This is a genomic window from Streptomyces sp. CLCI03 (assembly GCF_053615355.1).
Genome location: NZ_CM132132.1, coordinates 6,993,481 through 7,018,314 on the forward strand (window position 1 = coordinate 6,993,481; position 24,834 = coordinate 7,018,314).

At 71.0% G+C, this 24,834-nt stretch carries 18 protein-coding genes; 12 read left to right on the top strand and 6 right to left on the bottom strand.

What is annotated here, in order from left to right:
- From ACWG52_RS32260 to ACWG52_RS32290, 7 genes are all read left to right on the top strand, one after another.
- Entirely contained in the window at positions 1–1,572 is a 1,572-nt protein-coding gene (locus ACWG52_RS32260; protein ID WP_389807230.1) for a GMC family oxidoreductase, read from the top strand.
- Positions 1,569–2,663, top strand: coding sequence for a quaternary amine ABC transporter ATP-binding protein (locus tag ACWG52_RS32265; RefSeq protein WP_453126671.1), 1,095 nt, complete (start codon positions 1,569–1,571; stop codon positions 2,661–2,663). The genes ACWG52_RS32260 and ACWG52_RS32265 overlap by 4 nt, the downstream gene beginning before the upstream one ends.
- An 82-nt stretch (positions 2,664–2,745) precedes the next feature.
- Positions 2,746–4,743, top strand: coding sequence for an ABC transporter permease subunit (locus ACWG52_RS32270; protein ID WP_389807226.1), 1,998 nt, complete (start codon positions 2,746–2,748; stop codon positions 4,741–4,743).
- 1 nt (position 4,744) lies between these two features.
- The gene (locus tag ACWG52_RS32275) at positions 4,745–5,719 is read left to right on the top strand and encodes an ABC transporter substrate-binding protein (RefSeq protein WP_033225494.1); all 975 of its coding nucleotides are present in this window, start codon (positions 4,745–4,747) and stop codon (positions 5,717–5,719) included.
- A gap of 282 nt (positions 5,720–6,001) precedes the next feature.
- On the top strand, positions 6,002–7,612 hold the full coding sequence (locus ACWG52_RS32280) for an alpha/beta fold hydrolase (protein ID WP_389807224.1): 1,611 nt from the start codon (positions 6,002–6,004) through the stop codon (positions 7,610–7,612).
- A gap of 129 nt (positions 7,613–7,741) precedes the next feature.
- Complete coding sequence (locus tag ACWG52_RS32285) at positions 7,742–8,572, top strand: PP2C family protein-serine/threonine phosphatase (RefSeq protein ID WP_389807223.1); 831 nt, start codon at positions 7,742–7,744, stop codon at positions 8,570–8,572.
- A gap of 83 nt (positions 8,573–8,655) precedes the next feature.
- Positions 8,656–9,624: an MASE1 domain-containing protein gene (locus ACWG52_RS32290; RefSeq protein ID WP_453129090.1), complete on the top strand. Its 969-nt coding sequence runs from the start codon at positions 8,656–8,658 to the stop codon at positions 9,622–9,624.
- Between the two features lie 109 nt (positions 9,625–9,733).
- On the opposite strand, the gene ACWG52_RS32295 is transcribed toward ACWG52_RS32290, so the two are convergent.
- From ACWG52_RS32295 to ACWG52_RS32320, 6 genes are all read right to left on the bottom strand, one after another.
- Positions 9,734–9,964, bottom strand: a complete 231-nt coding sequence (locus tag ACWG52_RS32295; RefSeq protein ID WP_389807221.1) for a hypothetical protein — start codon at positions 9,962–9,964, stop codon at positions 9,734–9,736.
- Positions 9,965–10,559: 595 nt separating this feature from the next.
- A complete protein-coding gene (locus tag ACWG52_RS32300; protein WP_389807219.1) occupies positions 10,560–11,747 on the bottom strand; it encodes a cytochrome P450 family protein in 1,188 nt (395 codons plus the stop codon).
- Positions 11,744–12,013: a hypothetical protein gene (locus ACWG52_RS32305; RefSeq protein ID WP_389807217.1), complete on the bottom strand. Its 270-nt coding sequence runs from the start codon at positions 12,011–12,013 to the stop codon at positions 11,744–11,746. The genes ACWG52_RS32300 and ACWG52_RS32305 overlap by 4 nt, the downstream gene beginning before the upstream one ends.
- Before the next feature lie 126 nt (positions 12,014–12,139).
- Positions 12,140–12,595: a helix-turn-helix domain-containing protein gene (locus ACWG52_RS32310; protein WP_389807215.1), complete on the bottom strand. Its 456-nt coding sequence runs from the start codon at positions 12,593–12,595 to the stop codon at positions 12,140–12,142.
- A 305-nt stretch (positions 12,596–12,900) separates the two neighbouring features.
- On the bottom strand, positions 12,901–13,278 hold the full coding sequence (locus tag ACWG52_RS32315; protein WP_389807213.1) for an FKBP-type peptidyl-prolyl cis-trans isomerase: 378 nt from the start codon (positions 13,276–13,278) through the stop codon (positions 12,901–12,903).
- A 154-nt stretch (positions 13,279–13,432) separates the two neighbouring features.
- Positions 13,433–16,054 (bottom strand): DEAD/DEAH box helicase, encoded by a 2,622-nt coding sequence (locus ACWG52_RS32320; protein ID WP_389807211.1) that lies wholly within the window; start codon positions 16,052–16,054, stop codon positions 13,433–13,435.
- Positions 16,055–16,177: 123 nt separating this feature from the next.
- On the opposite strand from ACWG52_RS32320, the gene ACWG52_RS32325 reads away from it, so the two are divergent.
- From ACWG52_RS32325 to ACWG52_RS32345, 5 genes are all read left to right on the top strand, one after another.
- Positions 16,178–19,174, top strand: a complete 2,997-nt coding sequence (locus tag ACWG52_RS32325; protein WP_389807209.1) for a helicase-related protein — start codon at positions 16,178–16,180, stop codon at positions 19,172–19,174.
- Between the two features lie 145 nt (positions 19,175–19,319).
- Positions 19,320–20,702, top strand: coding sequence for a DUF5685 family protein (locus ACWG52_RS32330; protein WP_453126675.1), 1,383 nt, complete (start codon positions 19,320–19,322; stop codon positions 20,700–20,702).
- A gap of 219 nt (positions 20,703–20,921) precedes the next feature.
- Entirely contained in the window at positions 20,922–22,421 is a 1,500-nt protein-coding gene (locus ACWG52_RS32335; protein WP_389807205.1) for a DHA2 family efflux MFS transporter permease subunit, read from the top strand.
- A 292-nt stretch (positions 22,422–22,713) separates the two neighbouring features.
- Positions 22,714–23,001 (top strand): hypothetical protein, encoded by a 288-nt coding sequence (locus ACWG52_RS32340; RefSeq protein ID WP_389807203.1) that lies wholly within the window; start codon positions 22,714–22,716, stop codon positions 22,999–23,001.
- 219 nt (positions 23,002–23,220) lie between these two features.
- Positions 23,221–24,633, top strand: a complete 1,413-nt coding sequence (locus ACWG52_RS32345; protein ID WP_453126677.1) for a GMC family oxidoreductase — start codon at positions 23,221–23,223, stop codon at positions 24,631–24,633.
- The last annotated feature ends 201 nt before the right edge of the window (positions 24,634–24,834 follow it).

Sequence of the window (24,834 nt, forward strand, 5' to 3'; positions counted from 1 at the left end):
ATGAACGACCAGCACGCGAACGACCACCACGTGAACGACCCGCACACGAACGACCCGCACCTGTACGACTACGTCGTCGTCGGCGGCGGCACCGCCGGATCCGTCATCGCCTCCCGGCTGACCGAGGACCCGGACATCAGCGTCGCCGTCATCGAGGGCGGCCCCAGCGACGTCGGGCGCGACGACGTCCTCACCCTGCGCCGCTGGATGGGCCTGCTCGGTGGTGAGCTCGACTACGACTACCCCACCACCGAACAGCCCCGCGGCAACTCGCACATCCGCCACAGCCGCGCCCGGGTGCTGGGCGGCTGTTCCTCGCACAACACCCTCATCGCCTTCAAGCCCCTTCCCTCCGACTGGGACGAGTGGTCCGAGGCCGGTGCCGACGGGTGGGACGCGGCGGCCATGGACCCCTACTTCGCCCGGCTGCGCAACAACATCGTCCCCGTCGGCGAGGCGGACCGTAACGACATCGCCCGGGACTTCGTCGACGCGGCGCAGACCGCACTCGGTGTGCCGCGGATCGAGGGCTTCAACAAGCGCCCCTTCGACGAAGGCGTCGGCTTCTTCGACCTCGCCTACCACCCGGAGAACAACAAGCGGTCCTCCGCCTCCGTCGCCTATCTGCACCCGTTCCTGGACCGGCCGAACCTGCACATCGCCCTGGAGACCTGGGCGTTCCGGCTGGAGCTGGACGGCACCCGCGCCACCGGCGTGCACATCCGTACCAAGGAGGGCGCGGAGCACGTCGTACGCGCCCGGCGCGAGGTCCTGGTGTGCGCCGGGGCCGTGGACACCCCGCGCCTGCTGCTGCACTCCGGCATCGGACCGCGCGCCGACCTGGAGAAGCTCGGGATCCCCGTCGTGCACGACCTGCCGGGAGTCGGCGAGAACCTGCTCGACCACCCCGAGTCGGTCATCGTGTGGGAGACCCACGGGCCGATCCCGGAGAATTCCGCGATGGATTCCGACGCCGGACTGTTCGTCCGCCGGGACCCCCGGGCAGAAGGCCCGGACCTGATGTTCCACTTCTACCAGATCCCCTTCACCGACAATCCGGAGCGCCTGGGCTACGAACGGCCCGCGCACGGCGTGTCGATGACCCCGAACATCCCCAAGCCGCGCAGCCGCGGCCGGCTCTACCTGACGAGCGCCGACCCCGAGGTCAAGCCCGCGCTCGACTTCCGGTACTTCACCGACGAGGACGACTACGACGGGCGGACCCTCGTCGACGGCATCCGCATCGCCCGACAGATCGCGGCGAGCGAACCGCTGGCCGGCTGGCTCAAGCGCGAGGTGTGCCCGGGCCCCGAGGTGACCTCCGACGAGGAACTCAGCGCGTACGCCCGCCACGTCGCGCACACCGTCTACCACCCGGCCGGCACCTGCCGCATGGGGGCCGCCGACGACGAACTCGCCGTCGTCGCACCCGACCTGAAGATCCGGGGCCTCGACGGCGTCCGGATAGCCGACGCGTCCGTATTCCCCACCATGACCGCCGTGAACCCCATGATCGGCGTGCTCATGGTCGGCGAGAAGTGCGCCGACCTGCTGGGAGGAACCACCCGATGAACCAGCCCACGATCCCCCTGACGAAAACGCCGGACACGGCCGCGGAGACCGTCTTCTCCGTACGCGACCTGTGGAAGGTCTTCGGCCCGAAGGCGGACCGCGTGCCCGCCGACCAGGAGCTCGCGGCCCTCGACGCCGCCGAGCTGCGCGAACGTACCGGCTGCACCGCCGCCGTCCGCGATGTCTCCTTCGACGTCCGCAAGGGCGAGGTCTTCGTCGTGATGGGCCTGTCGGGCTCCGGCAAGTCGACGCTCGTACGCTGCCTCACCCGGCTCATCGAACCGACCTCCGGCACGATCTCCATCGACGGCGAGGACGTGCTGTCCATGGACACCGGCCGGCTCCGCGAGCTGCGCCGCCACCGGGCGGCCATGGTCTTCCAGCACTTCGGACTGCTCCCGCACCGGACCGTGCTCGACAACATCGCCTACGGGCTGGAGATCCAGGGCGTGGGACGCGGCGAACGGCGCGAACGCGCGGCCGAGTTCGTCGCCAAGGTCGGCCTGGACGGCATGGAGCACCGCAGGCCTAGCCAGCTGTCCGGCGGCCAGCAGCAACGCGTAGGACTGGCCCGCGCACTCGCCGTGGACCCCGAAGTCCTGCTGTTCGACGAGCCGTTCAGCGCGCTCGACCCGCTCATCCGCCGGGACATGCAGGAAGAGGTCGTACGCCTGCACCGGGAGGAGGGACGCACGATGGTCTTCATCACCCACGACCTGAACGAGGCGCTGAAGCTCGGCGACCGCATCGCGCTCATGCGCGACGGCCGGATCGTGCAGCTCGGCACGCCCGAGGAGATCGTCGGCGCTCCCGCCGACGACTACGTCCGGGACTTCGTCCGCGACGTGCCGCGCGAGCAGGTGCTGACCGTGCGTGCGGCGATGCGCCCCGCGCTCGGCGACGAGTCCCGGGCCGCGGGCCCCGCGCTCGCCCCGAGCGCCACCGTTCACGAGGCCATCGAGGCCGTCGCCCGGACCGGCGAGAACGCGCGGATCGTCGAGGACGGCAGGTGCCTCGGCGTGGTCGACCACGCGGGACTCCTCGGTGTCGTCGCCGGGGTCCCGGCCACGACCGGGAAGGCGGTGGCCTGATGTACGACCATACGACCTGGCCGCCGCCGTGCGGCACGACCGGCGCCGCCGCGGCCGCGCACCACGCCGGGCGGTGCGGCCGATGACCACCACCGTCACCCCCGCCCCGCCGGACTCCACGACCACGACCACGTCCGCCCCCACGCCGTCCACCGACACCGGACCCGGAGTGCTGCGCACGCTCACGCGCCACCGCGGCCGGCTGATCGTCGCCTGCGCGGCCGTCGCGCTCGTCCTCGGCTGGGCGCTCCTGGGCGCCGGGAACTGGCCGGCCTCGCTCTCCGTCGACCTGTCCGGACCGCTCGAACGCACCAGCGACTGGATCATCGACAACCGCGACGGCCACCCGCTCTTCCTCTACTTCCTCGGACACGTCAGCAACGTCGTCGTCGTGTCCGTCCGCGCCGTGTACCTGGTGCTGCTCGCTCTCGGCTGGGCCGGCGTCACCGCCGCCGCCGCTCTGCTGGCCTGGCGCGTCGCCGGCGTCCGGCTCGCGCTGACCTCCGTCGCCGCCTTCGTCGTGTGCGGACTGCTCGGCATGTGGGTTCCCACCATGCAGACCCTCGCCCTGATGGTGGTCGCCGTCGCCGCGTCCGTGCTGATCGGAGGCCTCCTCGGGTTGGCCGCCGGCCTGTCCGACCGGATGCACCGGATCCTGCGGCCCGTCCTGGACACCATGCAGGTGCTGCCGGCCTTCGCGTACCTCCTGCCCGTCGTCCTGGTCTTCGGCATCGGTGTGCCCGCCGCCGTCCTCGCGACCGTCGTCTACGCGGCCCCGCCCATGGCCCGCCTGACCGCGCTCGGGCTGCGCGACGCGGACGCCGGGGTCGTGGAGGCCGCCACCTCCCTCGGCGCCACCGGCCGGCAGCGGCTGCTGACCGCCCGACTGCCGCTGGCCCGCAAGGAACTCCTGCTCGGCGTCAACCAGTCGATCATGATGGCGCTCGGCATGGCCGTGATCGCGTCCGTCATCGGAGCGGGCGGCCTCGGCGACCGCGTCTACCAGGCGCTGGCCTCCGTCGACGTCGGCGCCGCGCTCGCCGCCGGCGTACCGATCGTCCTGCTCGCCGTCGTCCTGGACCGCGTCACCGCCGCGGCCGGGCAGCGGATCGGCGAAGCCCCGGCCGGCCGGTCCCGACTCCTGTGGGCACTCGCCGCCCTGGTGACCGCCGTCGTCGCCGTCGGAGCCCGCCTCCTCGACCGGCTCACCTGGCCCGACGCGTGGACGGTGGACATCGCCGAGCCCGTCAACGGCGCCGTGGACTGGATGACCGCCCACCTCTACTCCGGCGTGCCCCTCGTCGGCGGCACCGCGGACTGGGCCGGGCACTTCACCACGTGGGTCCTGAACCCCCTGCGCGACGGACTGCAGTGGCTGCCCTGGTGGGCGGTCCTGCTGACGGTCGGCGTCCTCGCCCTGCTCATCGGCACCTGGCGCACCGCCGCGACGGCCGTCCTCGCGATGGCCGCCATCGGTGTCCTCGGTGTCTGGGACCCGGCGCTCGACACGCTGTCCCAGGTCCTGGCCGCCGTCACCGTGACCCTGCTGCTCGGCTTCGCCCTCGGCGTCGCCGCCGCCCGCAGCAGCCGCCTGGGGCGCGCGCTGCGTCCGGTGCTCGACGTCTTCCAGACGATGCCGCAGTTCGTGTACCTGATCCCCGTCGTCGCCCTGTTCGGTGTGGGCCGCGCCCCGGCCGCCGCGGCCGCCGTGGTCTACGCGCTGCCCGCGGTCGTGCGCATCACGGCCCAGGGCGTGCGCGCGGTGGACCCGGGCACGCTGGAGTCCGCCCGCTCGATGGGCGCGACCGGTCGACAGCAACTGCTCCAGGTCCAGCTGCCGTTGGCCCGGCCCGCGCTGCTGCTGGCCGTCAACCAGGGTGTGGTGCTGGTCCTCGCCGTGGTCGTCATCGGCGGCCTCGTGGGCGGCGGCGCGCTCGGCTACGACGCGGTCTTCGGCCTTGCCCAGGGCGACCTGGCGACCGGTCTGGTCGCCGGCGCGGCGATCGTCTGCCTCGGCCTGATGCTCGACCGCGTCACCCAGCCCACCGGGCGCCGCGACCTCACCGGAAAGGGGGCCTGACATGGCTCGCACCACACGCTCCGCCGTCCTCGCGGCGGCGGCCGCCGTCTCCGTCGCCCTGACGGCCCTCACGGGCTGCGGCGCCGCCGACATGACCCGCCAGGCCTCCCCGTACGCCGACGCGAAGGGCTCCCGCACGGTGACGCTGTCCGTGCAGTCGTGGGTCGGCGCCCAGGCCAACGTCGCCGTCGCCCAATACCTGCTGGAGCACGAGCTCGGCTACCGGGTGGACACCGTCCAGATCGACGAGGTCCCCGCCTGGGACGCCCTCAGCCAGGGCCGGGTGGACGCCATCCTGGAGGACTGGGGCCACCCGGAGCAGGAGAAGCGGTACATCGACGAGAAGGCGACGATCGAGCGGGGCGGCGACCTCGGGGTCACCGGCCACATCGGCTGGTTCGTGCCGACGTACTTCGCCGAGCAGCACCCGGACGTCACCGACTGGAAGAACCTGAACAAGTACGCCGACCAGCTCCGTACCGCCGAGAGCGGCGGCAAGGGCCAGTTGCTGGACGGCTCCCCGTCCTACGTGACGAACGACAAGGCCCTCGTGAAGAACCTGGACCTCGACTACCAGGTCGTCTTCGCGGGCTCCGAGGCGGCGCAGATCACGCAGATCAAGCAGTTCGCCAAGGAGAAGAAGCCGTTCCTGAGCTACTGGTACAAGCCCCAGTGGCTGTTCGAGCGGGTCCCGATGACGGAGGTGAAGCTCCCCGCCTACGAGGAGGGTTGCGACACCGACCCCCAGAAGGTCGCCTGCGCGTACCCGCACACGCCGCTGCAGAAGTTCCTCAACGCCCGCTTCGCGGCGGGCGGCGGTGACGCCGCGGCCTTCCTGAAGAAGTTCCGGTGGACGACCGAGATGCAGAACGACGTCGCCCTGATGATCGCCGAGGAGAAGCTGTCGCCCCAGGAAGCGGCGGCCCGCTGGGCGAAGAAGAACGAGGCCACCTGGCGGGAGTGGCTCCCGTCCTGACGCGACGGCCCGGAGGGCGCCCCCTCCCTCCGGGCCGCGGGGCCCAGTTCGCCCCGCGTGCGCGCGTACGGTCCAGCCGGTAGCGTCGAGAGCGAGCGTTGCGCCCGAACCGCTGCCCTCCGCCCGGTCGACGGCACGGACCGGTGCGACAGCCCCCTCACCGGCGCGCACGACGCGAAGACGGGGCCGAATCGGGCGAAGGACGGGATTCGACGGGACTGCGTGGACGGCGGCCTCGCAGCCGAACCGTTCACGATCATCCCGAAGTGACCAGGAGGGCAGATGGCACTCCACCCCGCGCCCCGTCGGCGCCGCACCGCACGCCGGCTCCTGGCCACGTCGGCCGGACTCGTGACCGGTCTCCTCGTCACCGGCCTGCTCACGGCCCCCGCTCAGGCACGGCCACGGACCGACGGCAGCCCCAGCCCCGACGCGCCGATCGGCACGGTCGCCCGGACGGTGGGTGACGCCCGCTTCGTACCGGGCCCCTGCCCGAAGACGCCGGAACCCATCGAGGCCCTCGACGACGCCCGCTGCGGAACGCTCACCGTGCCCGAGAACCGCGCCGCACCGAACGGCCGGACGATACGACTCGGAGTCGCGATCGTGCCCGCCGCGACCGACGACCCGAAACCCGACCCCATCGTGTGGCTCGCGGGCGGCCCCGGCGACGACGCCGTGGGCGAGGCGAAGATGGCGATCGACGGCGGCCTGAACCGCGACCGTGACGTCGTCCTCATGTCCCAGCGCGGCACCTACTCCGCCGAACCCAACCTCCTGTGCCCCAACATCGACGCGTTCAACGCACGCTCCGTCGGCCTCGTCCAGAACGCCCCCTCCACCGAACGCCTGCACGTCGAGGCGACCAAGGCCTGCCGCGACCGACTGGCCGCCCAGGGGATCGACCTCGGCGCCTACAACGACACCGAGAGCGCCGCCGACTACGAGGACCTGCGCAAGACCCTCGGCCTCGACCGGTGGAACCTGTACGGGATCTCCTACGGCACCCACCTGGCGCTGGCCTACATGCGCCTGCACCCCGAGGGGCTCCGCTCGGTGGGCATCGACGGCATCCTGCCGCCCTCCACGTCCGGGTCGGCGGCGACCTGGAGCAGCGCCCGGCAGGGCTTCGACGGCCTGTTCAAGGCCTGCGCGGAGCAGCCCGCGTGCAACAAGCGCTATCCGAACCTGTCGGCCACCTTCGACCGGCTCGTCCGCGAACTCGAAGCCCGTCCCGTCACCACCACCGTCACCCTCCCCGGCAGCGACAAGCCGGTGAAGGTCGTCCTGGACGGCGGAGCACTGGTGAACTGGATGACCTCGGCCACCCACGTGGCGCCCCAGGTACCCGCCGCGCTCGACGAACTGGCGCACGGCAAGCCGCAGCGCATCGCCCAGCAGTGGGCGGGCGGCAAGCTCAGCCCCCAGGCCATGGGAAGGGTCGCGCACGGCCTCGTCTACGGCGTCTTCTGCAGCGAGTGGACCCCCTACGAGACCGAGCGGGAGGCGCTCCAGGGCGGGCGGAAAGCCTTCCCGTCGTTCCCCCGCTCGGTACAGGAGCAGGCTCCGCAGCTGGCCTTCCTCCGGCCGGACTGCGACGCCTGGAACGTCCCGGCGGCGGCGCCCTCCATCCGGGACGTCACGCGCGGTGACATCCCGACGCTCGCCCTGTCCGGTGGGTTCGACTCCCAGACCGGGGCTGACAACGGACCGTACGTCGCCGAGACGCTGAGCAAGGCCAAGGTCGTCACGGTCCCGTTCGAGCCGCACGTCGTCTTCGCCACCTCCAAATGCGCCCAGGAGATCGCCGTCTCCTTCTTCGACGACCCGGCCGCGCCGAAGACCGCGTGCCTGGACGACCTCCGGGCACCCGAGTTCGAGATCGGCTCCTGAGCCCACCCGGCAGAGCCCCCGGCAGGAGCCCGCCCGTCCCGCCGGTCCACCACGGGTTCACCCCTGTGGAGGCCCCCGGGAGCAGCGGCTAGGGTGAGGTGGGGACGCTGCGGAGAGCCAGGAGCCGTGATGCGCGGACACCGTCCCGAGCAGCCCGACAACGTCCAAGAACTTCTGGTCGCACTCGGACAGCTCGTCGATCAGGCCCTGGACCGGATCGAGTACCAGCGGGCCAGGGTCGAACTGGCCGAGGCTCTGCAACGCCACATGCTCCCACCGGGACTGCCCGAACTGCCCGGGCTGCGACTGGCCGCCAGGTACGCGCCCTCACGAGGCGGTCTGGAGGTCGGCGGCGACTGGTACGACGCCTTCGTCATGCACGACGGGTCACTGGGACTCACGGTCGGCGACGTACAGGGCCACGACGTGGAAGCCATCGCCTTCATGGGGCAGGTACGCACCAGCCTGCGCGCCCTCGCACAGACGACGAGCGACACCCAGGAAGTACTGGGCCGCGCCAACGACCTGCTGATCGCCATGGGGCGCGGCCTCTTCGCGACCTGCTGCTTCCTGCGCTTCGACCCGGCCAGCCGCGATCTGACGGTCTCCCGGGCCGGCCACGTGCCCATGGTCTGGGCGACGGCCAACGGTCGCCACGGCATCGCGCTCGACCGCGGCGGCCCGCCGCTGGGCGTCGTGCCCGGGGAACGGTATCCGGTGACCCACCGGCGTCTGACCGAGGCAGGGGTGCTCGTCCTGCTCACCGACGGAGTGGTGGAGGGCCCGCACTACCCGATGGAGGCCGGTCTGGCCGAGGTGGAGAAGCTGGTGCGCGCGGGGTTCGACGCCGATCCCGACGTGCTGGCCTCCGCCGTCGTCAAGGTCGCCGACCTGACGGGACACCGCGACGACGCCGCGGTCCTGGTCGTCCGCTACGACGGCCCGCGGGAGCCGGACTGACCCACGACGGTCGTCGGGCGCCGGCCCTTGGGGTCGCCGGCGCCGGGATCTGAGCGCAGACTGCTGTCGTGGGCAGCGCGGAGATGGGTCGTCTCGGGTCCACCGCGCTGCGCATCGCCGCCGTCGCCGCCGTCTACTACGGGGCCGCGCAGGTCGGCCTCCTCCAGCAGCTGGTGCGCGACCAGGTCACCCCGCTGTGGCCGCCCACGGGCGTCGCCCTGGCCGCTCTGCTCCTGATGGGGTTGCGTGTCTGGCCGGGCATCGCACTCGGCGCGTTCCTGGTCAACGTGTCCCTCGGGCCGTCGCTGCTCTCCGTACTGGTCATCACCGCGGGCAACACGCTCGCTCCGGTCTGCGCCGCTCTGATGCTGCGCAGGGCCGGGTTCAGGAACGACCTGGACCGCCTGCGGGACGTCCTGGCACTGGTCTTCCTCGGCGCGCTCGCCGGGATGTCGATCAGTGCGACCATCGGCAGCGGTGTCCTGGTGCTCTCCGGAGCACTGGACGCGGGCGACTTCTGGCCGACGTGGTCGGTGTGGTGGACCGGTGACGCGATGGGGATCCTCGTCGTCACGCCGTTCCTACTGGTGCTGCGCAAGGCCCGGTGGCCGGTGCGGGCCGGTGTCGGCCGATGGATCGAGGCGGTGGCGCTGGCCATCGGTACGGTCCTGGTCACGCTCCTGGCGACACGGACGCGCGACTCGAACCTGCTCTTCCTCGTCTCGCCGTTCCTGATCTGGGCGGCCTTCCGCTTCCGGCTGGCCGGGGCGGCGCCGTCCGCGCTCGCCGTGGTGACGCTGGCGATCCTGGCGGCCGACGGCGACCGAGGTCCGTTCGTCGGCGAGGACGTCGTCGCCAGCATGGTCACGCTCCAGGCCTTCAACGGCACGACCGCGCTGACGGCACTTCTGATCGCGGCCGTCATCACCGAACGCGACAGGACGCACGAGGAGATCAAACAGCTCTGCGCGCGGCTCGCGGAGGTGGTGTCCCGGATGGAGCCGCGGCCCGACACGTACCGGCACCCGCCGGAGGACCGTCCGCCGCCGTGACACCCCGGTGGGGACGCCGAGGCCGAGCGTGCGCCGCGGCCGAACGCACGGAAGGGCCGGCGCGGGTGTTCCCGCGCCGGTCCGTCCGTCCGTGCCGAAAGCTGCGTGATCAGCAGTCGCCGTCGTCCCAGCCTCCGCCCCAGTCGTCATCGTCGTCGTAGTAGCCGTGGTGGCCGCCGTACCCGTGGTCGTCGTCCCAGCCACCGCCGCTGACGTACGTGACCGAATGCGTGGGGGCCGCTGCCGAGGCCGTACCTGCGGCTCCGAGGGCGGCGCCGCCTGCCATCAGGACACCGATGGCGGAGACCGCGAAGAGTCGCTTCACTCTCAGTGCTTGCATGATTCCGAACCCTTCTTGTCGTTGACGTGCCACGCACTTCGGGACGTCGAAGGACGCCCTCCCGCGCAAAGGGGTGGAGCGCGGGTGCGTGACCGACCGCATGGCTGCGACGCGCGATTTCCCCTGTCAACGCCGCCTGTTGGGGCGGCGGACCTCCGGGCCGACGCGCGATTCCTCAAGCAAGGTGCTTGGGCGCGCTCCTGCGGGCTGAGTGTTCCCCGCAGTTGCGGTCATCACTTAGTGACGCTAGTCCCATATCCGCCGCTCGGCATCTCGGGACGAGGGATCCGGTCCGGACGATCGTGCTCGCAACCGGACGACCGACGCCGACGCGCCGGACCGCGCCGACCGAGCCGGTCGGCCGGCCGCGGCCGCAGGGGGAGGGCTGATGCGGCGCGGCCGGGCCCTCTCCCGAATCCTGCATTCGGGGCAAGCCGGGAGGGGCCGCAGCGTGCCTCGGCACGCTGCGTGTTCAGGTTAGGACCACATCGATGCGCCATGCACGAGAAAGGGCCCGGTCAGCCCATCGGGTGACATCCGAGGCGCACGGATGACTCGAACCACCCCCGCTGCCAAGGCAGTTGTGTACGGGGCTTCAGAGGGTCAGGGGGAGGGCCGTCAGGCCGCGGGTGAGGCGGGTTCGGCGCCAGGCCAGGGATTGCGCGGGGACGGCCAGGCGGAGGTTCGGGAAGCGGGTCAGCAGGACGCGCAGGGCGATCTCCGCCTCGGCGCGGGCCAGGGGGGCGCCCGGGCAGCGGTGGATGCCGTGGCCGAAGGAGAGGTGGCCGCCGGCGTCGCGGTCGAGGTCGAGGTGGTGCGGGTCGGGGAACACCGCGGGGTCGCGGTTCGCGGCTCCGGGGGCGATGAGCACCGGGAAGCCCGCCGGGATGTCGACCCCGCCGACGCGCAGGTCCTGCGTGCTGTGGCGGAAGGTGGCCACGCTCACCGGGGAGTCGAAGCGGAGCAGCTCGTCCAGGGCGGCGGGGATCAGGTCCGGATTCCGGCGCAGGCGGTCGAAGGCCTCCGGGTGGCGGAGCAGGGCCAGGACGGCGTTGCCGATGAAGTGCGTGGTGGTCTCGTGCCCGGCGACCAGGATGAGGGCGGCCAGCGAGACGATCTCGTCCCGGTCGAGGCCGCCCGCGTCGCAGTCGTGCAGGAGGGCGTGGAGCGGGCCGTCGCCGGGGGTGGCGCGGGCCGTGTCGACGAGCTGGGTGAGGTGGTCGCCGATCCGGTGCGACGCGGCGTCGACGCGGTCGGTGTCGGTCGCGTCGAAGAGGTCGTGGGACCAGCCGGCGAGCGTGGCACGGTCGGACTCAGGCACCCCCAGCAGCTCGCAGACCACGGTGACCGGCAGGGGCACCGCCAGGTCCGCGACCAGGTCGATCTCCGCGCCCGGTCGCCACGCGGCCACGCGGTCGTCGACGACCCGGGTGATGTACGGGCGCAGCTCCCGGACGCGTCCGGTGGTGAACAGGGGCGTCGCCACCCGCCGGTGGCGGGTGTGCGCGGGCGGGTCGCTCGCCAGCATGTTGCGGGAGATCGCCGGGTGCAGGTCGCGGTCCGAGGGCCGGTCGGCGAAGAAGCGGGCCGTGTCCTTGGACAGCCGGGGGTCGGTGAACGCCTCGCGGGCCTCGGCGTGACCGGTGATCAGAAACGCCTGGTGCCCGCCGGAGCCGGTGGGGACACGTCGTACCGGGCAGCCCTCGCGCAGCCGGTCGTACGTGGGGTAGGGGTCGGTGAAGAAGCGCGGGTCGCGCAGGGGGTCCTGCCGCGGGGCGGTCACGAGGCCGTGCCCACGGGTGCGCCTTCGTGCTCGCGGGCCGGGCGGCGCGTGTACGCGTCCGCCACGAGCAGCAGCCACGCGGTCTCCGCCGGGAGGTCGCCCTTGCGGGAGCGGATACCGGCGGCGGGCGGAGCCTCTTCGCCGTCCATGGGGCGTCCGCGTCGTTCGGCGACGGTGTCGCGGAGGTCGCGGGTGCTGAAGCGGTGCGGGAGTCCGAGCGCCTCGACGCGCGCCTCGCACGAGGCGCGCAGCTGCTCAAGGTCCATGTCCTCACTCTGCTGACGCCGGGCGGCCGGGGCGCACCTCGCCCTGGAAGCCGGTACGCGCGCCCCATGTTGGCATGTCCGCGACCCCGCTGTGAGGGCGGGGTCCGGTCGTGTCGCGGGCGTGGTTCAGTCGTCCAGGTCCAGGTCCTGCGTGGGTTCGTCGGTGGTGAGTCCTTCGAGTTTCCGGGCCTGTTCGATCACGGTGGACAGCATCTTCAGGCTGTCGACGCTCAGGCCGTTGGCGCGCAGGGCCAGCTTGCGGACGTCCCGGTCGCGCATGGCGGCGAGGAGACCGATCTCCGCCTTGGTGCGTTCGGCCGCCGCGCTGTCGACGAAGTAGCCCGCCGGCACGCCGAAGAAGTCGGCAAGGGCCTTGATGGTGTGCCGCGTCGGGTTCCGCTTGGCGCCGGTGCGCAGCTGCTGGATGGCGCTCGCCGTCACCCCGCGTCCCTCGCCGGTCGCGTTCTCGCGGATGCCCCCGGCGACCTCCGCGTAGGTGTAGGGCCCCCGGGAAGGGGGGTGCACCTCGCGGAAGAGGTGGTCCAGGAGTTGGGCGAAGGTGGGCGCCCCGTCATCGTCCACGTGCACGACCTCCTTGGTGTGATGCCGAGCCCTTGCCCACCACAGTGTTGCTCGAAGCCCCTCGGGCCGGCTCCGGCACCACTTTGGTTGACGCCGGACTGACACTCTGGTGTACGTTACCAATGCCTCGCCGCCACTGAAGTGTCGAGGGGTCGCTGGCGCCGGCCGGGTCGGGTCGAGCTTCACGGGGGTGGGCTCGGCCGAACGTCCCGGAGGCGCGCCCGCCGACGGGGGGCGTGGGCGGACGCTTCCTCGGCCCGCTCCCGCGCACGGCGCGGTGGACGAACGGGATCGGCGGGTCGTGCTCAGACCACGGAGAGCAGGTCCACCACGAAGACGAGCGTGGAACCCGCCGGGATCAACGGCGAGGGGGACTGCTTGCCGTAGCCGAGGCGCGGGGGAATGACGATCTCGCGCCGACCACCGACCTTCATCCCCCGGATTCCCCGGTCCCAGCCCTTGATGACCCGGCCACCGCCCACGGCGAACTTGAACGGCTCGCCCCGGTCCCAGGAGGCGTCGAACTCCACTCCGGACTCGAAGGTGACCCCGACGTAGTGGACCCGGATCACCCTGCCCGGCTTCGCCTCGGCCCCGTCCCCGACGACGATGTCCCGAACGGCCAACTCCTGCGGAGCATCACCCTTCGGAACTTCGACCTCGGGCTTCGTCAGTTCACTCATCGCAGCCTCATCACTCTTTGCCGGTCCCTGGAGCAGACCGGCCGCAGGCATGGTCATCCGCACAGCGGACGCTCACGCCACCGAGAACACCGATCGACCGAAGTACATCAAACCCCGAGCCGCCCCGACGCGACGCCCGACGCACCCGCAGCCGTCAGCCACCCGAGAGCAGGCGCTCGCGCTCGGCCGCCACGATCTCCCGGGCGAGCTCGGCATCCGTGATGTCGAACGCTTCCGGGGCACTGTCGGCGGTCGCGGAGACACGGGCGAACTCCGCGAAGAGCTCGTTCTTGCGAGCGAGGATCTCGACGAGGCGCTGGTCGACGCCCACTTCGGAGAGAAGGCGGTGCACCTGCACCGACTCCAGCTGCCCCATCCGGTGGGAGCGCCCGATGGCTTGCCATTCGGTCGTCGGCTTCAGCTGAGGTTCGCAGATCACGACGACCGATGCCGCCTGGATGTTCAGGCCGACGCCGCCCGCCACGATCTGCGAGACGAGGGCGGCCCCATGAGAGGCTCGGGAGAACTCGTCGACCATGTTCTGCCGCATCGCGGCGGGTACGGCACCGGTCAGAGGGCCGAACACCTTCCCCGGTAGGTGCGCCGCCACCGCGTCGAGGACGTCACGGAAGTACGAGAAGACCAGCACCTTGCGCTCGTTCTCCTCCGCTTCCTGCACGATGTCGATGAGGCGTTGCATCTTCTCGGACTTACTGCCGGCGCGTAGGGCGGCCTGGCGCATGGCCATGAAGTTGCCCTGCAGAACGGCCGCTCGGTAGTGCTGCTCGTCGGCGCCGGACATCGGCAGCCATTCGTCGATGTCCAGCCTCTCGGGGAGCTCGGTGAGGACGTCCTCCTGATTGCGCCGCAGGTACGCCGGTGCCACCTGCTTGCGGAACTGGCGAGGAGCTATTTCGGAGGCATTGATCGGAAGGTCCGGCCGGAGGTAGCCGATGAGATTGCGGAACTCCTCGATCCGGTTCTCCAGTGGGGTGCCGGTGAGGAGGATCGCGCGCTCCGAGCGTTCGATCAGGGCTGTGGAGCGTCGGGTTCGCTTGGCGTCCGGGTTCTTGATGTAGTGCGCTTCGTCGAACACCAGGCACGCCGGTTCGGCACGGCGCGGGATCTGGCCTTCCAGCCACCCGAGGATGTCGTAGGTCGTGACCGCGACTCCACCGTTGCGGATCCAGGACTTCAGGGCGTCCTGGCGCGCCGGTCCGTGGAGGCGGTACGCACCCAGAGCGGACTTGGCCTGGACTTCGCGCACCCAGTTGGTCACCACCGCGGCCGGGCACACGACCAGGAAGTGGGAGGACCCCTTGGCGCGCAGGTGGGTGAGCACGGCGAGTGATTCGACCGTCTTCCCGAGGCCCATCTCGTCACCGATGACGACCTTGCGCTGCACGATCGCGAAGCGGGCGGCGAAGGACTGGTATCCGCGCAGGGACGCCTTCAGATGGGTGGTGTCGAGGGTGAGTTCCCTGATCGCCTCGACGATCTCGGCCGGCAGGTCGCCCTGGGTCTTCTCCGCGTCGTCCGCCAGGAACCCGAGCTCCGCCAGCATCGCGTAGTAGTCGGCCGGCCGGGAGAGGAAGTCCTCCCAGGGATCATCAGCCGCCGTGCTGGTCCCACCGGTGAGCAGTGCACCGCGTGCTTCGACGGCTGCCAGCGCGGACCGCAGTGCGGCGACGCCACGGGCCTCGGGAATCAGCACCACGTGGGAGGTCCGGGAATCGAGGCTCTTCAGAAGCGGACGAACCGAGTCGGCAGCCGCAAGGTCCGCCGTCGCGCCGCGGATCGAGCGTGCCGCGTCCCAGGCCCGCATCTTCGTGAGGAGCTTCGTGGTGTTCTCGTTCCGGTTCCTGATGTCGATGCGGATCGGCATGTCGTCCATCGTGGTCTGCCGGATGGTCTGCGCGGCACCGATCATCCGGTTGCCCGTCGTCTCACCGACCCCGGGGAGCGTCCGGATCCGTGCCTGCTGGTCGAGGACCTGCTGCACGTTTCGGATGCCGGCGTCGATCAGCGCCGTGATGCGCAGCTGTCCGCTGGTCGCGTCCTTGAGCCGTTCGACAGGCATCTCGGCGACCAGTTTGCGCACCTCGACCTTTCGCACGGCATTGCCGGCGGAGCTGACCGCCGCTCGGAACTCGCTCTCGCGCTGCAGGGCTCGATCGATCGCGGTGATCGCGGTCCTGGCGCCTTCCAGCTCGTGCCGCTCCAGAAGCTCGGCTCGTACGCCGAGGCGCTCGGCGAAGCCGACCCGCTCGTCCAGCACGGCCGAGGGCCCGACCGGCGGGGTCGTGCTCGCGTCCCACGTCGCCAGGGCCTCCAGCTCGGGTACGAGTCGGACACCCGTGAACCTCTCGTGGAGGGACAGCAGGTACGCCGCGGCCTGCTGTGCTTCTTCCTTGCGGCTCTTGCCCGAGAGGATCCGGCGGGCGCCGAACAGCGCGCGGACGGCCGTCAGCGCCCGACCGGCCTCGTCGGACAGCCCTCGGACGCCCTCCTGGGCGCCGGCTGTGAGCGCGGGAAGGGCCTCGCGGCGGGCCAGGGCGGTCAGCAGGTCGGTATCGGAAGGCGAGACCTGCAGGACGCGCCATGCGATGTCGGTCCCGGCCCCGAGCGGGGCCACTCGCCCGAGCAACTGCCGGGTGGCGTCTTCCGCCGCTGACTCGACGGGCTTTCGCCGCTCGACGATCCCGCCCGCGAGCTCGCGCCACCTGCTGACGTCGTCCACCACACCGCGCAGGTGATGACGTGCTTCTCGTTCCATTGCCCCCGCCGACTCGCGCAACCTCTGGGAAGATTAGCGACCCCGGTCGACCAAGTCGACGGGACCAGTGAATCGCCGGAACGTCCGTAACGTTCGCAGGCCACCAAGCGGGAGGTTGCGCACGTGCTGCTCGAGGAGCTCAAGCCCGGTCTGCGGATCGACGGGGTCGTACCGGCGGAGGTCGTCACGATCATCGCCGCGCAGCAGCACGGTGCGAACGCGGTCGAGCTGACCTACAAGACCGCCGGGGGCATCCTCGACCAGCGGGTCGTCTTCCGCAAGGACGAGGCCAGGCTGAGCATCGCCCGCGGCGGGAGTCGCGCCTTCGACGCGAAGGTGCCCGACTTCAAGCTGGTCGCCGAGGCTCAGCGGATCTCCCTGGCCGGCCTGTTCGACCCGATGCTCGCCGTGGCGACCAGTGACGTTCAGCCGCTCCCGCACCAGATTCGCGCCGTGTACGGCGAGCTCATGCCCCGTACACCGTTGCGTTTCCTGCTCGCCGACGACCCGGGTGCCGGAAAGACGATCATGGCCGGGCTCTACATCAAGGAGCTCCTGCTCCGCGACGACGTCAAGCGGTGCCTCGTCGTGGCTCCTGGAGGTCTGGTCGACCAGTGGCAGGACGAGCTCTACTTCAAGTTCGGCCTCCGCTTCGACCTGCTCACGAACCAGCTCGCCGACTCGCGGCTCCATCTCAACGTCTTCGAGAGCCACCCGCTCCTCATCGCCCGCATGGACCAGCTCTCCCGCAACGAGGACCTGAAGGCGCAGCTCAAGGAGACGGACTGGGACCTGATCGTCGTCGACGAGGCACATCGCATGGGTGGCCACTACTTCGGTGGCAAGGTCGAGAAGACCAAGCGGTTCCAGCTCGGCGAGACGCTCGGTGGGATCACTCGTCACCTGCTCCTGATGACGGCGACTCCGCACTCGGGGAAAGAGGAGGACTTCCAACTCTTCCTCACCCTGCTGGACAGCGACCGGTTCGAGGGCAGGCAGAAGAGCAGCGTCGACGTCAGCGGGATCATGCGACGCATGATCAAGGAGGATCTGCTCACCTTCGAGGGCAGGAAGCTCTTCCCCGAGCGCCTGGCGGAGACGGTCCCCTACGAACTCACGGCGCTCGAGTACGACCTCTACGAGGACGTCACCCACTACGTCCGCGAGGGGATGAACCGAGCCGACCGGGTCGGCGGCACACGCAAGAACACCGTCGGCTTCGCGCTCACCGTGCTGCAGCGACGATTGGCCTCCAGCCCCGAGGCGATCCACAAGAGTCTCGTGCGGCGTACCGAACGCCTGGAGCGCAGGAAGCGGGAGATCCTCGACGGCACCTGCCGCGAGATCGTGCCCGCCGTCGACCTCGCCGGCCTCGACCACGGTGACCTCGACGCCCAGGAGATCGAGGAGATGGAGGAGGAACTGCTCGACGCCGCGACGGCGGCCCGGACGGTCGATGAGCTCGACGCCGAGCTCATCGAGCTGAGGGCGTTGGTGCGGACGGCGCAGCGGGTGCGCGAGGCGGGCACGGACCGCAAGTGGACCGAACTGGCCGCCCTCCTGCGGGACCACGCGCTGGTGACGGACCCCGAGGGAAACCCGCGGAAACTGATCGTCTTCACCGAGCACCGCGACACCCTCCACTATCTGCAGGACAAGATCGGCTCCCTGCTGGGGAGATCCGATGCCGTCAAGGCCATTCACGGCGGTGTACGCCGGGCCGAGCGACGTCAGATCACCGAGGAGTTCACGAAGAACAGCGACGTTCGGATCCTGCTGGCCACCGACGCCGCCGGTGAGGGCCTCAACCTGCAGGCCGCACACCTGATGATCAACTACGACCTGCCCTGGAACCCCAACCGCATCGAGCAGCGCTTCGGCCGCATCCACCGCATCGGTCAGACGGAGGTCTGCCGGCTCTGGAACCTCGTGGCCTCCAACACCCGCGAGGGCGAGGTGTTCACGCGCCTGCTGGAGAAGCTCGACCAGATGCGCCAGACGTACGGCGGGAAGGTCTTCGACGTCCTGGGGGAGGCCTTCGCCGAGGTCCCGTTGCGCGACATGCTCCTCGACGCGATCCAGTACGGCGAGCAGCCCGCGGTCAGGAACAGGATGTACGAGGTCATCGACAGCACCGTCGGAGACGGCCTCAAGGGCCTCCTGGACGAACGCGCGCTCGCTTCGGAGCACCTCTCGGACGCCGATCTCCGCGTGCTGCGCGACACGATGGACGACGCTCGTGCCCGGCGCCTTGAGCCGCACGACATCGAAGCGACCTTCAAGGACGCCCTCACCCGACTCGGCGGTCGGATCGTCAAGCGGACGCAGGGGCGTTACGAGATCACCCACGTGCCGCAGCACGTCCGCTCGGCGGGGAACGGCCCCATCGCCACCAGGTACGACCACGTCACCTTCGACCTCGGCCATGTTCAGCCCGACGACCGCGCCCACGTCGACCTGCTCGCTCCCGGCCACCCGCTGCACGACGCCGTCATGGCCGAAACCATCCGGAACTTCGGAGGTTCACTCAACCGTGGCGCCGTGCTCGTCTCGGCCGATCTCGACGCACCGCACCTCCTCGTCGGGGTCGTCGAAGAGGTCACGGACGGCACCGACGAGTCGGTGGCCCGCAGGTTCTCCTACGCCTACGTCGACAACCGCGGCGCCGTACACCCGGCCGGCCCCGCGCCCTACCTCGACTGCGCCGCGGCGCCCGAGGGCGCGGCGGCCGACGTCGCACGCGCATTGCCCTGGCTCGCGGACGCCGAGGACAAGGCGACCAGCTGGATCATCGCCAACCGGCTTCCCGCGTACCTGGCCGAGGTCCAGCCCAGGCGACTGGCCGAGCTGTCCAGGACCCGGGAACTGGTGACCGAGCGACTGACCTCGGAGCGTGAGCGGCTGATCCTCGATGCCGCGGCGGCCTCCGAGAAGGAACGGAGGGGCGAGAAGCCCAAGGAGTCCTCCGAGAGCCTCCACCGCAAGGCCGTCGAGCTGGACGCACGGCTTCGCGAACGTCTCGCCCTGCTCGATCGGCAGCAGCGGATGGCGACGAAGCCGCCGCGGATCCTCACCGCCGCGCTCGTGTTGAGCCCATCCGAACAACCCTGTGGCCGGTGACCTCCGGAAAGGCTCATCTAGGATGTCGGCCGCGCGTCGATGTCACATGCGGTTGACGTCACGCCAGGTCGTACCTCATGCGCAGTCCTGCGTCCGTGAGCCGTCCGACCGGATGCGGGTAGCTGTTCCTAGGGGGAGAACTTCGGTGTTCGGAATCATCAGGCCATGCCGTCATCGCCTCGGCGAGGGCTTGCGTACCGAGTGGATGGCGCACCTGTGCGGGCTGTGCCTGGCTCTGCGCAGCGAGTACGGGCAGTTCGCGAGGGTGGCCACCAACTACGACGGACTGATCGTCTCGGTGCTGACCGAAGCGCAGTCGGAGCGTACCGGCGACTGGCGGCGGGGTGCCGGTCCGTGCCCGCTGCGCGGGATGCGGTCGGCGGACGTGGCGCAGGGCGAGGGTGCGCGGCTGGCGGCGACGGTGTCGCTGGTGCTGGCCGCGGCGAAGATGCGTGACCACGTGGTCGACGGCGACGGCTTGCTGGGGCGCCGCCCGGTGGCGCTGGCGGCACGCCGGATCGCCCACAACTGGGACCGCGCGGGAGTCGCAGGCGGCGAACGTCTCGGCTTCGACACCACGCTGCTGATCGAGGCGGTCGAGCGCCAGCCGGACATCGAGCGGTCGACCGGCCCCGGTGGCTCGCTGCTGACGGTCACGGAGCCCGCGGAGACGGCGACCGCGGCCGCCTTCGCGTACACCGCGGTGCTCACGGGTCGCCCGGGCAACGCCGAACCGCTGGCGGAAGCCGGCCGTCTGTTCGGGCGGCTGGCGCATCTGCTGGACGCGGTGGAGGACCTGGACGCGGACGCGGCGTCCGGCGCGTGGAACCCGATCGCCGTGACCGGCACGGACCGCGCGGAGGTGCGCCGGCTCTGCGACGACGCGGTCCGTGGAATCCGATTCGCGCTGTCCGACGTCGTGTTCGTCGACGGGCGGCTGGTGGGGGCGCTTCTGGGTGGCGAGTTGGAGCGTGCCGTCGATCGCGTCTTCGATCCTCGACACCGTCACCATCAGCACCGCGGCCAGGCGCGGGGTCCGCGCATGCTGCCCTGGCTGGGCCGCCGTACGGAGACGGAGACGCCCTCGGGGACCGGCACGGGCGCGGCCTGCGGCGTGGGGCAGCTCGCGGGCGCGGCCCCGGAGGGCGGGGCGATGTCGGCGCACCGGTCGTCGGAGGGGCAGTGCCGGCGGTGCCGCGAGTCGGCTCGGATATGTCGCCATTGCGGATTGTGCCCCAGATGCTGTCGCTGCGGCGACGACTCCGGCGGGGACGAGGGCGAGTCCTGGCAGTTCGGCGACGGCAACCGTGGCGGCGGCTCGGGGCGGGACGGTTCCGGGGGCGACGGCTGGTTCGGCGGCCAGGGTGGTGGCGCCTCGGGTGGCTCCTCCGGCGGCTCGGGCGGCGGTCACGGCTCCGGCGGCTCCAGCGGTTCCGGCGGTTCCGGTGGTGGCTCGGGTGACGGCTGCGGCGGAGGTGGCGGTGGCTGCTGCAATCCGTGCAAGTGCTGCTGCGACTGCTGCGACTGAACGACGGACGAGCCCGGTTCCCCGCCCGGCGGGGAACCGGGTGCCGAACTTCAGACCTTCGGAAGGAAGGCATGCCTCGGCCGTTCCGGGTCGGCAAAATGATTTGAGCTCGGGCGGCGGCACCGACAGGATCGGAGAAGACCGATGAGTTCTTCCCTGCGCCGCAGTCTGTCAGTGTGACCGCCACGCGCGGAGGACACTCACCTGACGGAAGGCGCCATGCCCGCACCACAAGAATCGCCCACGCTCTCGCCCGCCCGCGTCACCACCGTGCTGCGGATTCTCGTGCTGTCCACGTTCGTCGTCCTCCTCAACGAGACGATCATGGTCAACGCGATCCCGCGGCTCATGCGCGATTTCGAGGTCACCGCAGCCGCCGCCGGGTGGCTGTCCACGGCCTTCATGCTCACCATGGCCGTGGTCATCCCGGTCACGGGGTGGTTCCTGCAGCGTGTGACGACCCGGACCGCCTTCGTCCTCGCCATGGCACTGTTCCTCGCCGGCACGGCCCTGGCCGCGGCCGCGCCCGCCTTCCCCGTACTGTTGGGCGCCCGCGTCATCCAGGCGAGCGGCACCGCCGTCATGATGCCGCTGCTCATGACGACGCTGATGACCCTCGTACCCCCGCAGGACCGCGGCCGTGTCATGGGCAACATCACCCTCGTCATCTCCGTCGCCCCCGCCCTCGGCCCCGCCGTCTCCGGTGTGCTGCTGCAGCTGGGGTCATGGCGGCTGCTGTTCCTGGCCGTGCTCCCCATCGCCGGAGCCATGGCCATATTCGGTCGGCGCAATCTGATCAACATCGGCGAGCCGCAGGCCACTCCGATCGACTGGTTGTCCGTTCCCCTGGCGGCAGGGGGCTTCGGCGCCCTGGTCTACGGCCTGAGTGGGCTCGGTGCCGGGGACGCGACCCAGGCTCCCGTGCCCCCGGAGGCCATCACTCTGGTCGGCGCCGTGCTGGTGGGCCTCTTCGTCTGGCGTCAGCTGGCACTGCAGCGCTCGTCCGCACCGCTGCTGGACCTGCGTGCGTTGACGTTCCGGCACTTCTCCGTGGCGCTGGGTCTGATGTGCCTGTCCTTCATGGCCCTCATGGGCGCGTTCATCCTGCTGCCGATCTATCTGCAGGAGGTGTGCGGCCTGACCTCACTGCAGACCGGACTGCTCCTCATCCCCGGCGGCCTGACCATGGGCCTGCTCGGACCGCAGGTCGGCAAGCTCTACGACCGCCTCGGCGCACCGCGCCTGGTCGTACCCGGAGCCGCACTCACAGCGCTCTGCCTCGCTCTCTTCGCCCTCACGGGTGAACAGACCTCACCGTGGCTGGTCCTCGCCCTGCACGTGGCCCTGAGCGCGGGCATGGCGTTCGTCTTCACCCCCGTCTTCACCTCCGGTCTGGCCGTACTGCCGCCGCACCTCTACCCCCACGGCTCCGCCATCCTGGGCTCGCTCCAGCAGGTCGCGGCGGCCGCCGGTACCGCCTTGGTCATCAGCGTCATGTCGGGACACGCCGCCACGGCAGCGGCCGAGGGCGCCGACGCCACCAGCGCCCTCGCCACGGGCGTCCGATGGGGATTCGGTATCGGTGCCGTGCTCGGCGCCCTGGCCGTACTGGTCGCGTTGCTCATCCGCACCCCACCCGCTCCGCAACAACCTGCTGCTTCGCAGGCCCAGGACGAGGACGGCACCACGGCCGACAAGACCGCCCACACGCCGACCTGACGTCCTGTTCCAGTTCGGTCCGCCAACGGCGCCTGACGGGTGAAAGCCCAGGTCAGGCGCCGTTTTCGCGTGTGAGACAGAGCCGTCGGGTCGGCCTCGTACGGTCGGCGCGCACGAACAGCCCGACCCGGCGCCGTGTGACGCCGACCGACCCGCCACCCGTATGGCGCTGAGGTTCCGAACGGGCGGCGCGGAGGTTCACGTACGTGCCCTGTCCCTATTCCTAAGATTCGACGGCAGAAGGGAAACCCGGGCTGTTCCTGGACGGGTACACACCAAGGACAAGAAGCTCGTGAAACAAGAGAAGTCCAGCCGCACGGCCGTCATCGCGGGGCCCGGCGCCGACACGGACATCCCCGACGGGATGATCGGCAAGGCCCGGACCGGGCGGGCCCGGGCCCACCGGATCAGGGTGATCGTCCGCCACCGGCCCACCTCGGCGCCCGTCAGCGCCGGCAGCGCGCCACCTGCCTCCGGACAGCTCTGCTCCACCGGAGCCCGCTCGCTGCTGAACATCCGGCTCCACGCCTTCCGCGCGCCGAGCTCGGATGCGGCAGAGCGAGGCGCAGGGCCGACCTGAAGAGGACCATCCCGACTCTTCGGCCCCTTCGGTACGTGCAAGCAATCAGCTCCTTGATCGTCGAGGAGCCTTCTCCTGAAACCCGGTGGTCGAACAGTGCTGCCGTGGGAAGCGGAGACATGATGGGCCAGAGCCCTTATGACTATGACCATGTCGTTGTGGGAGCGGGAACCGCGGGGTGCGTGATCGCCTCCCGGCTTTCGGAACGCCCCGGCGCGGGTGCTGTTGCTGGAGGCGGGAGCCCGGGACGCGACCGAGGCGATGGCATCTCCTTGGGGATTCCTCGGGTTCGACCCGTCATCCCTCTGGCTGGGCGCCTCGACCGTGCAGGCCGGTACCGGCAGGGCCGCTGACGTGCTGCGCGGTAGGGCGCTCGGCGGATCGTCGAGCATCAATGGCCTCTACCACCTGCGTGGGCACCGCTCCGGTTACGACGAATGGGCCGGACTCGGTGCTCCGGGCTGGGGTTTCGACGATCTGCTGCCCTCTTTCCGCCGCAGCGAGAGCACCCGAGGTCGTGACGCCTCCGTGCGCGGTACGGACGGGCCGGTCGTGGTCGCCCCGGTTCCGGAGCCCCACCCCCTGGCCACGGCGGGCGTCGCCGCCGCGGTGCAGGCCGGGTTCACACGCGCCGATGACATCGCCGGCGGGCTGGAGACCGGGTTCGGGTGGAGCGACATGAATCTGCCCGGCGGCGCCCGCCAGAGCGCGGCCGACGCCTACATCCGCCCGTTCCTCGACCGGCCGAACCTGGACCTCGTCACCGACGCGACCGTGCGACGGCTGCGCATCACCGCGGGCCGCTGCACCGGCGTCGAGTACACCGTGGGTGGCGAGCACCTGTCCGTCGAGAGCGCCGAGGTCATCGTGACCGCGGGGGCCATCGGCTCCGCGCACCTCCTGATGCTGTCAGGGATCGGCCCGGCACGACACCTCGGCGAACACGGCATCGGCGTCGTCGCCGACCTGCCGGGAGTGGGATCCCATCTGCAGGACCATCCGATGGCGGCGGTGGTGTACGAGGCCAGGCAGCCCGTACCGTTCGTTCCTGCCAACCCGCCGGCCGAAATGATGGGTCTGCTGTACAGCGACCCCGCCGCGGCCCGGCCGGACCTTCAGGTCTACATCGTCGCCGCACCGCTCCTGTCGGCATGGGGCCGGCCGCCGGCCAACGGCTACTCCATCGCCTTCTCCGCGATGGCTCCGCACAGCAGGGGCACCGTGCGCCTGGCGGACGCCGATCCCGCCGGCGCTCCCGTCGTCGACCCCGGCTACCTGAGCGACGACCGTGACCTGGAGGTCATGCGCAGGGGCCTGGCCGTGGCACGCCGCATCGGGGAGGCCGACGCGTTCGCCGAATGGCGCAAGCAGGAAGCGGTGCTGGGCTCCGGGACGAGCGGTGCGTCCGAGGAAGAGTTCATCCGCAAGGCCACCGGCCCCTACTTCCACTTCACCGGCACCTGCCGCATGGGAACCGACGCCGATGCCGTCGTCGACCCCGCGAACCTTCGCGTACACGGCGTCGCCGGACTGCGGGTCGCCGATGCCTCGGTGATGCCGTCCATCCCCTCGGCCAACACCGACGCGACCGTCTACGCCATCGCCGAACGGGCTGCCGAACTGCTCGACTGAGCCCTCTTCCGCGCCCACGGCGCTTCCACCACGCGCGTCGTCCCCCCGTCGTCGCAGGGGCGGTGACGCGCAGTCGAGCGGACGCCCCGACCGCCGGCCGCCCCGGCCGCACCGCCCTCCGCCGGCAGCACGTCGAGCACGGCGGGCAGGTGCGCATTCAATTGCATGTGAGTAATTCTTGCCGTGCTTCACATGCATTTG

What these genes read in the sequence shown, in the direction of transcription:
- ACWG52_RS32295 (WP_389807221.1), bottom strand. Translation starts at nt 9,964, where the DNA reads ATGCAAGCACTGAGAGTGAAGCGACTCTTCGCGGTCTCCGCCATCGGT.
- ACWG52_RS32320 (WP_389807211.1), bottom strand. Translation starts at nt 16,054, where the DNA reads ATGGAACGAGAAGCACGTCATCACCTGCGCGGTGTGGTGGACGACGTC.
- ACWG52_RS32315 (WP_389807213.1), bottom strand. Translation starts at nt 13,278, where the DNA reads ATGAGTGAACTGACGAAGCCCGAGGTCGAAGTTCCGAAGGGTGATGCT.
- ACWG52_RS32265 (WP_453126671.1), top strand. Translation starts at nt 1,569, where the DNA reads ATGAACCAGCCCACGATCCCCCTGACGAAAACGCCGGACACGGCCGCG.
- ACWG52_RS32305 (WP_389807217.1), bottom strand. Translation starts at nt 12,013, where the DNA reads ATGGACCTTGAGCAGCTGCGCGCCTCGTGCGAGGCGCGCGTCGAGGCG.
- ACWG52_RS32275 (WP_033225494.1), top strand. Translation starts at nt 4,745, where the DNA reads ATGGCTCGCACCACACGCTCCGCCGTCCTCGCGGCGGCGGCCGCCGTC.
- ACWG52_RS32285 (WP_389807223.1), top strand. Translation starts at nt 7,742, where the DNA reads ATGCGCGGACACCGTCCCGAGCAGCCCGACAACGTCCAAGAACTTCTG.
- ACWG52_RS32270 (WP_389807226.1), top strand. Translation starts at nt 2,746, where the DNA reads ATGACCACCACCGTCACCCCCGCCCCGCCGGACTCCACGACCACGACC.
- ACWG52_RS32290 (WP_453129090.1), top strand. Translation starts at nt 8,656, where the DNA reads ATGGGTCGTCTCGGGTCCACCGCGCTGCGCATCGCCGCCGTCGCCGCC.
- ACWG52_RS32260 (WP_389807230.1), top strand. Translation starts at nt 1, where the DNA reads ATGAACGACCAGCACGCGAACGACCACCACGTGAACGACCCGCACACG.
- ACWG52_RS32280 (WP_389807224.1), top strand. Translation starts at nt 6,002, where the DNA reads ATGGCACTCCACCCCGCGCCCCGTCGGCGCCGCACCGCACGCCGGCTC.
- ACWG52_RS32335 (WP_389807205.1), top strand. Translation starts at nt 20,922, where the DNA reads ATGCCCGCACCACAAGAATCGCCCACGCTCTCGCCCGCCCGCGTCACC.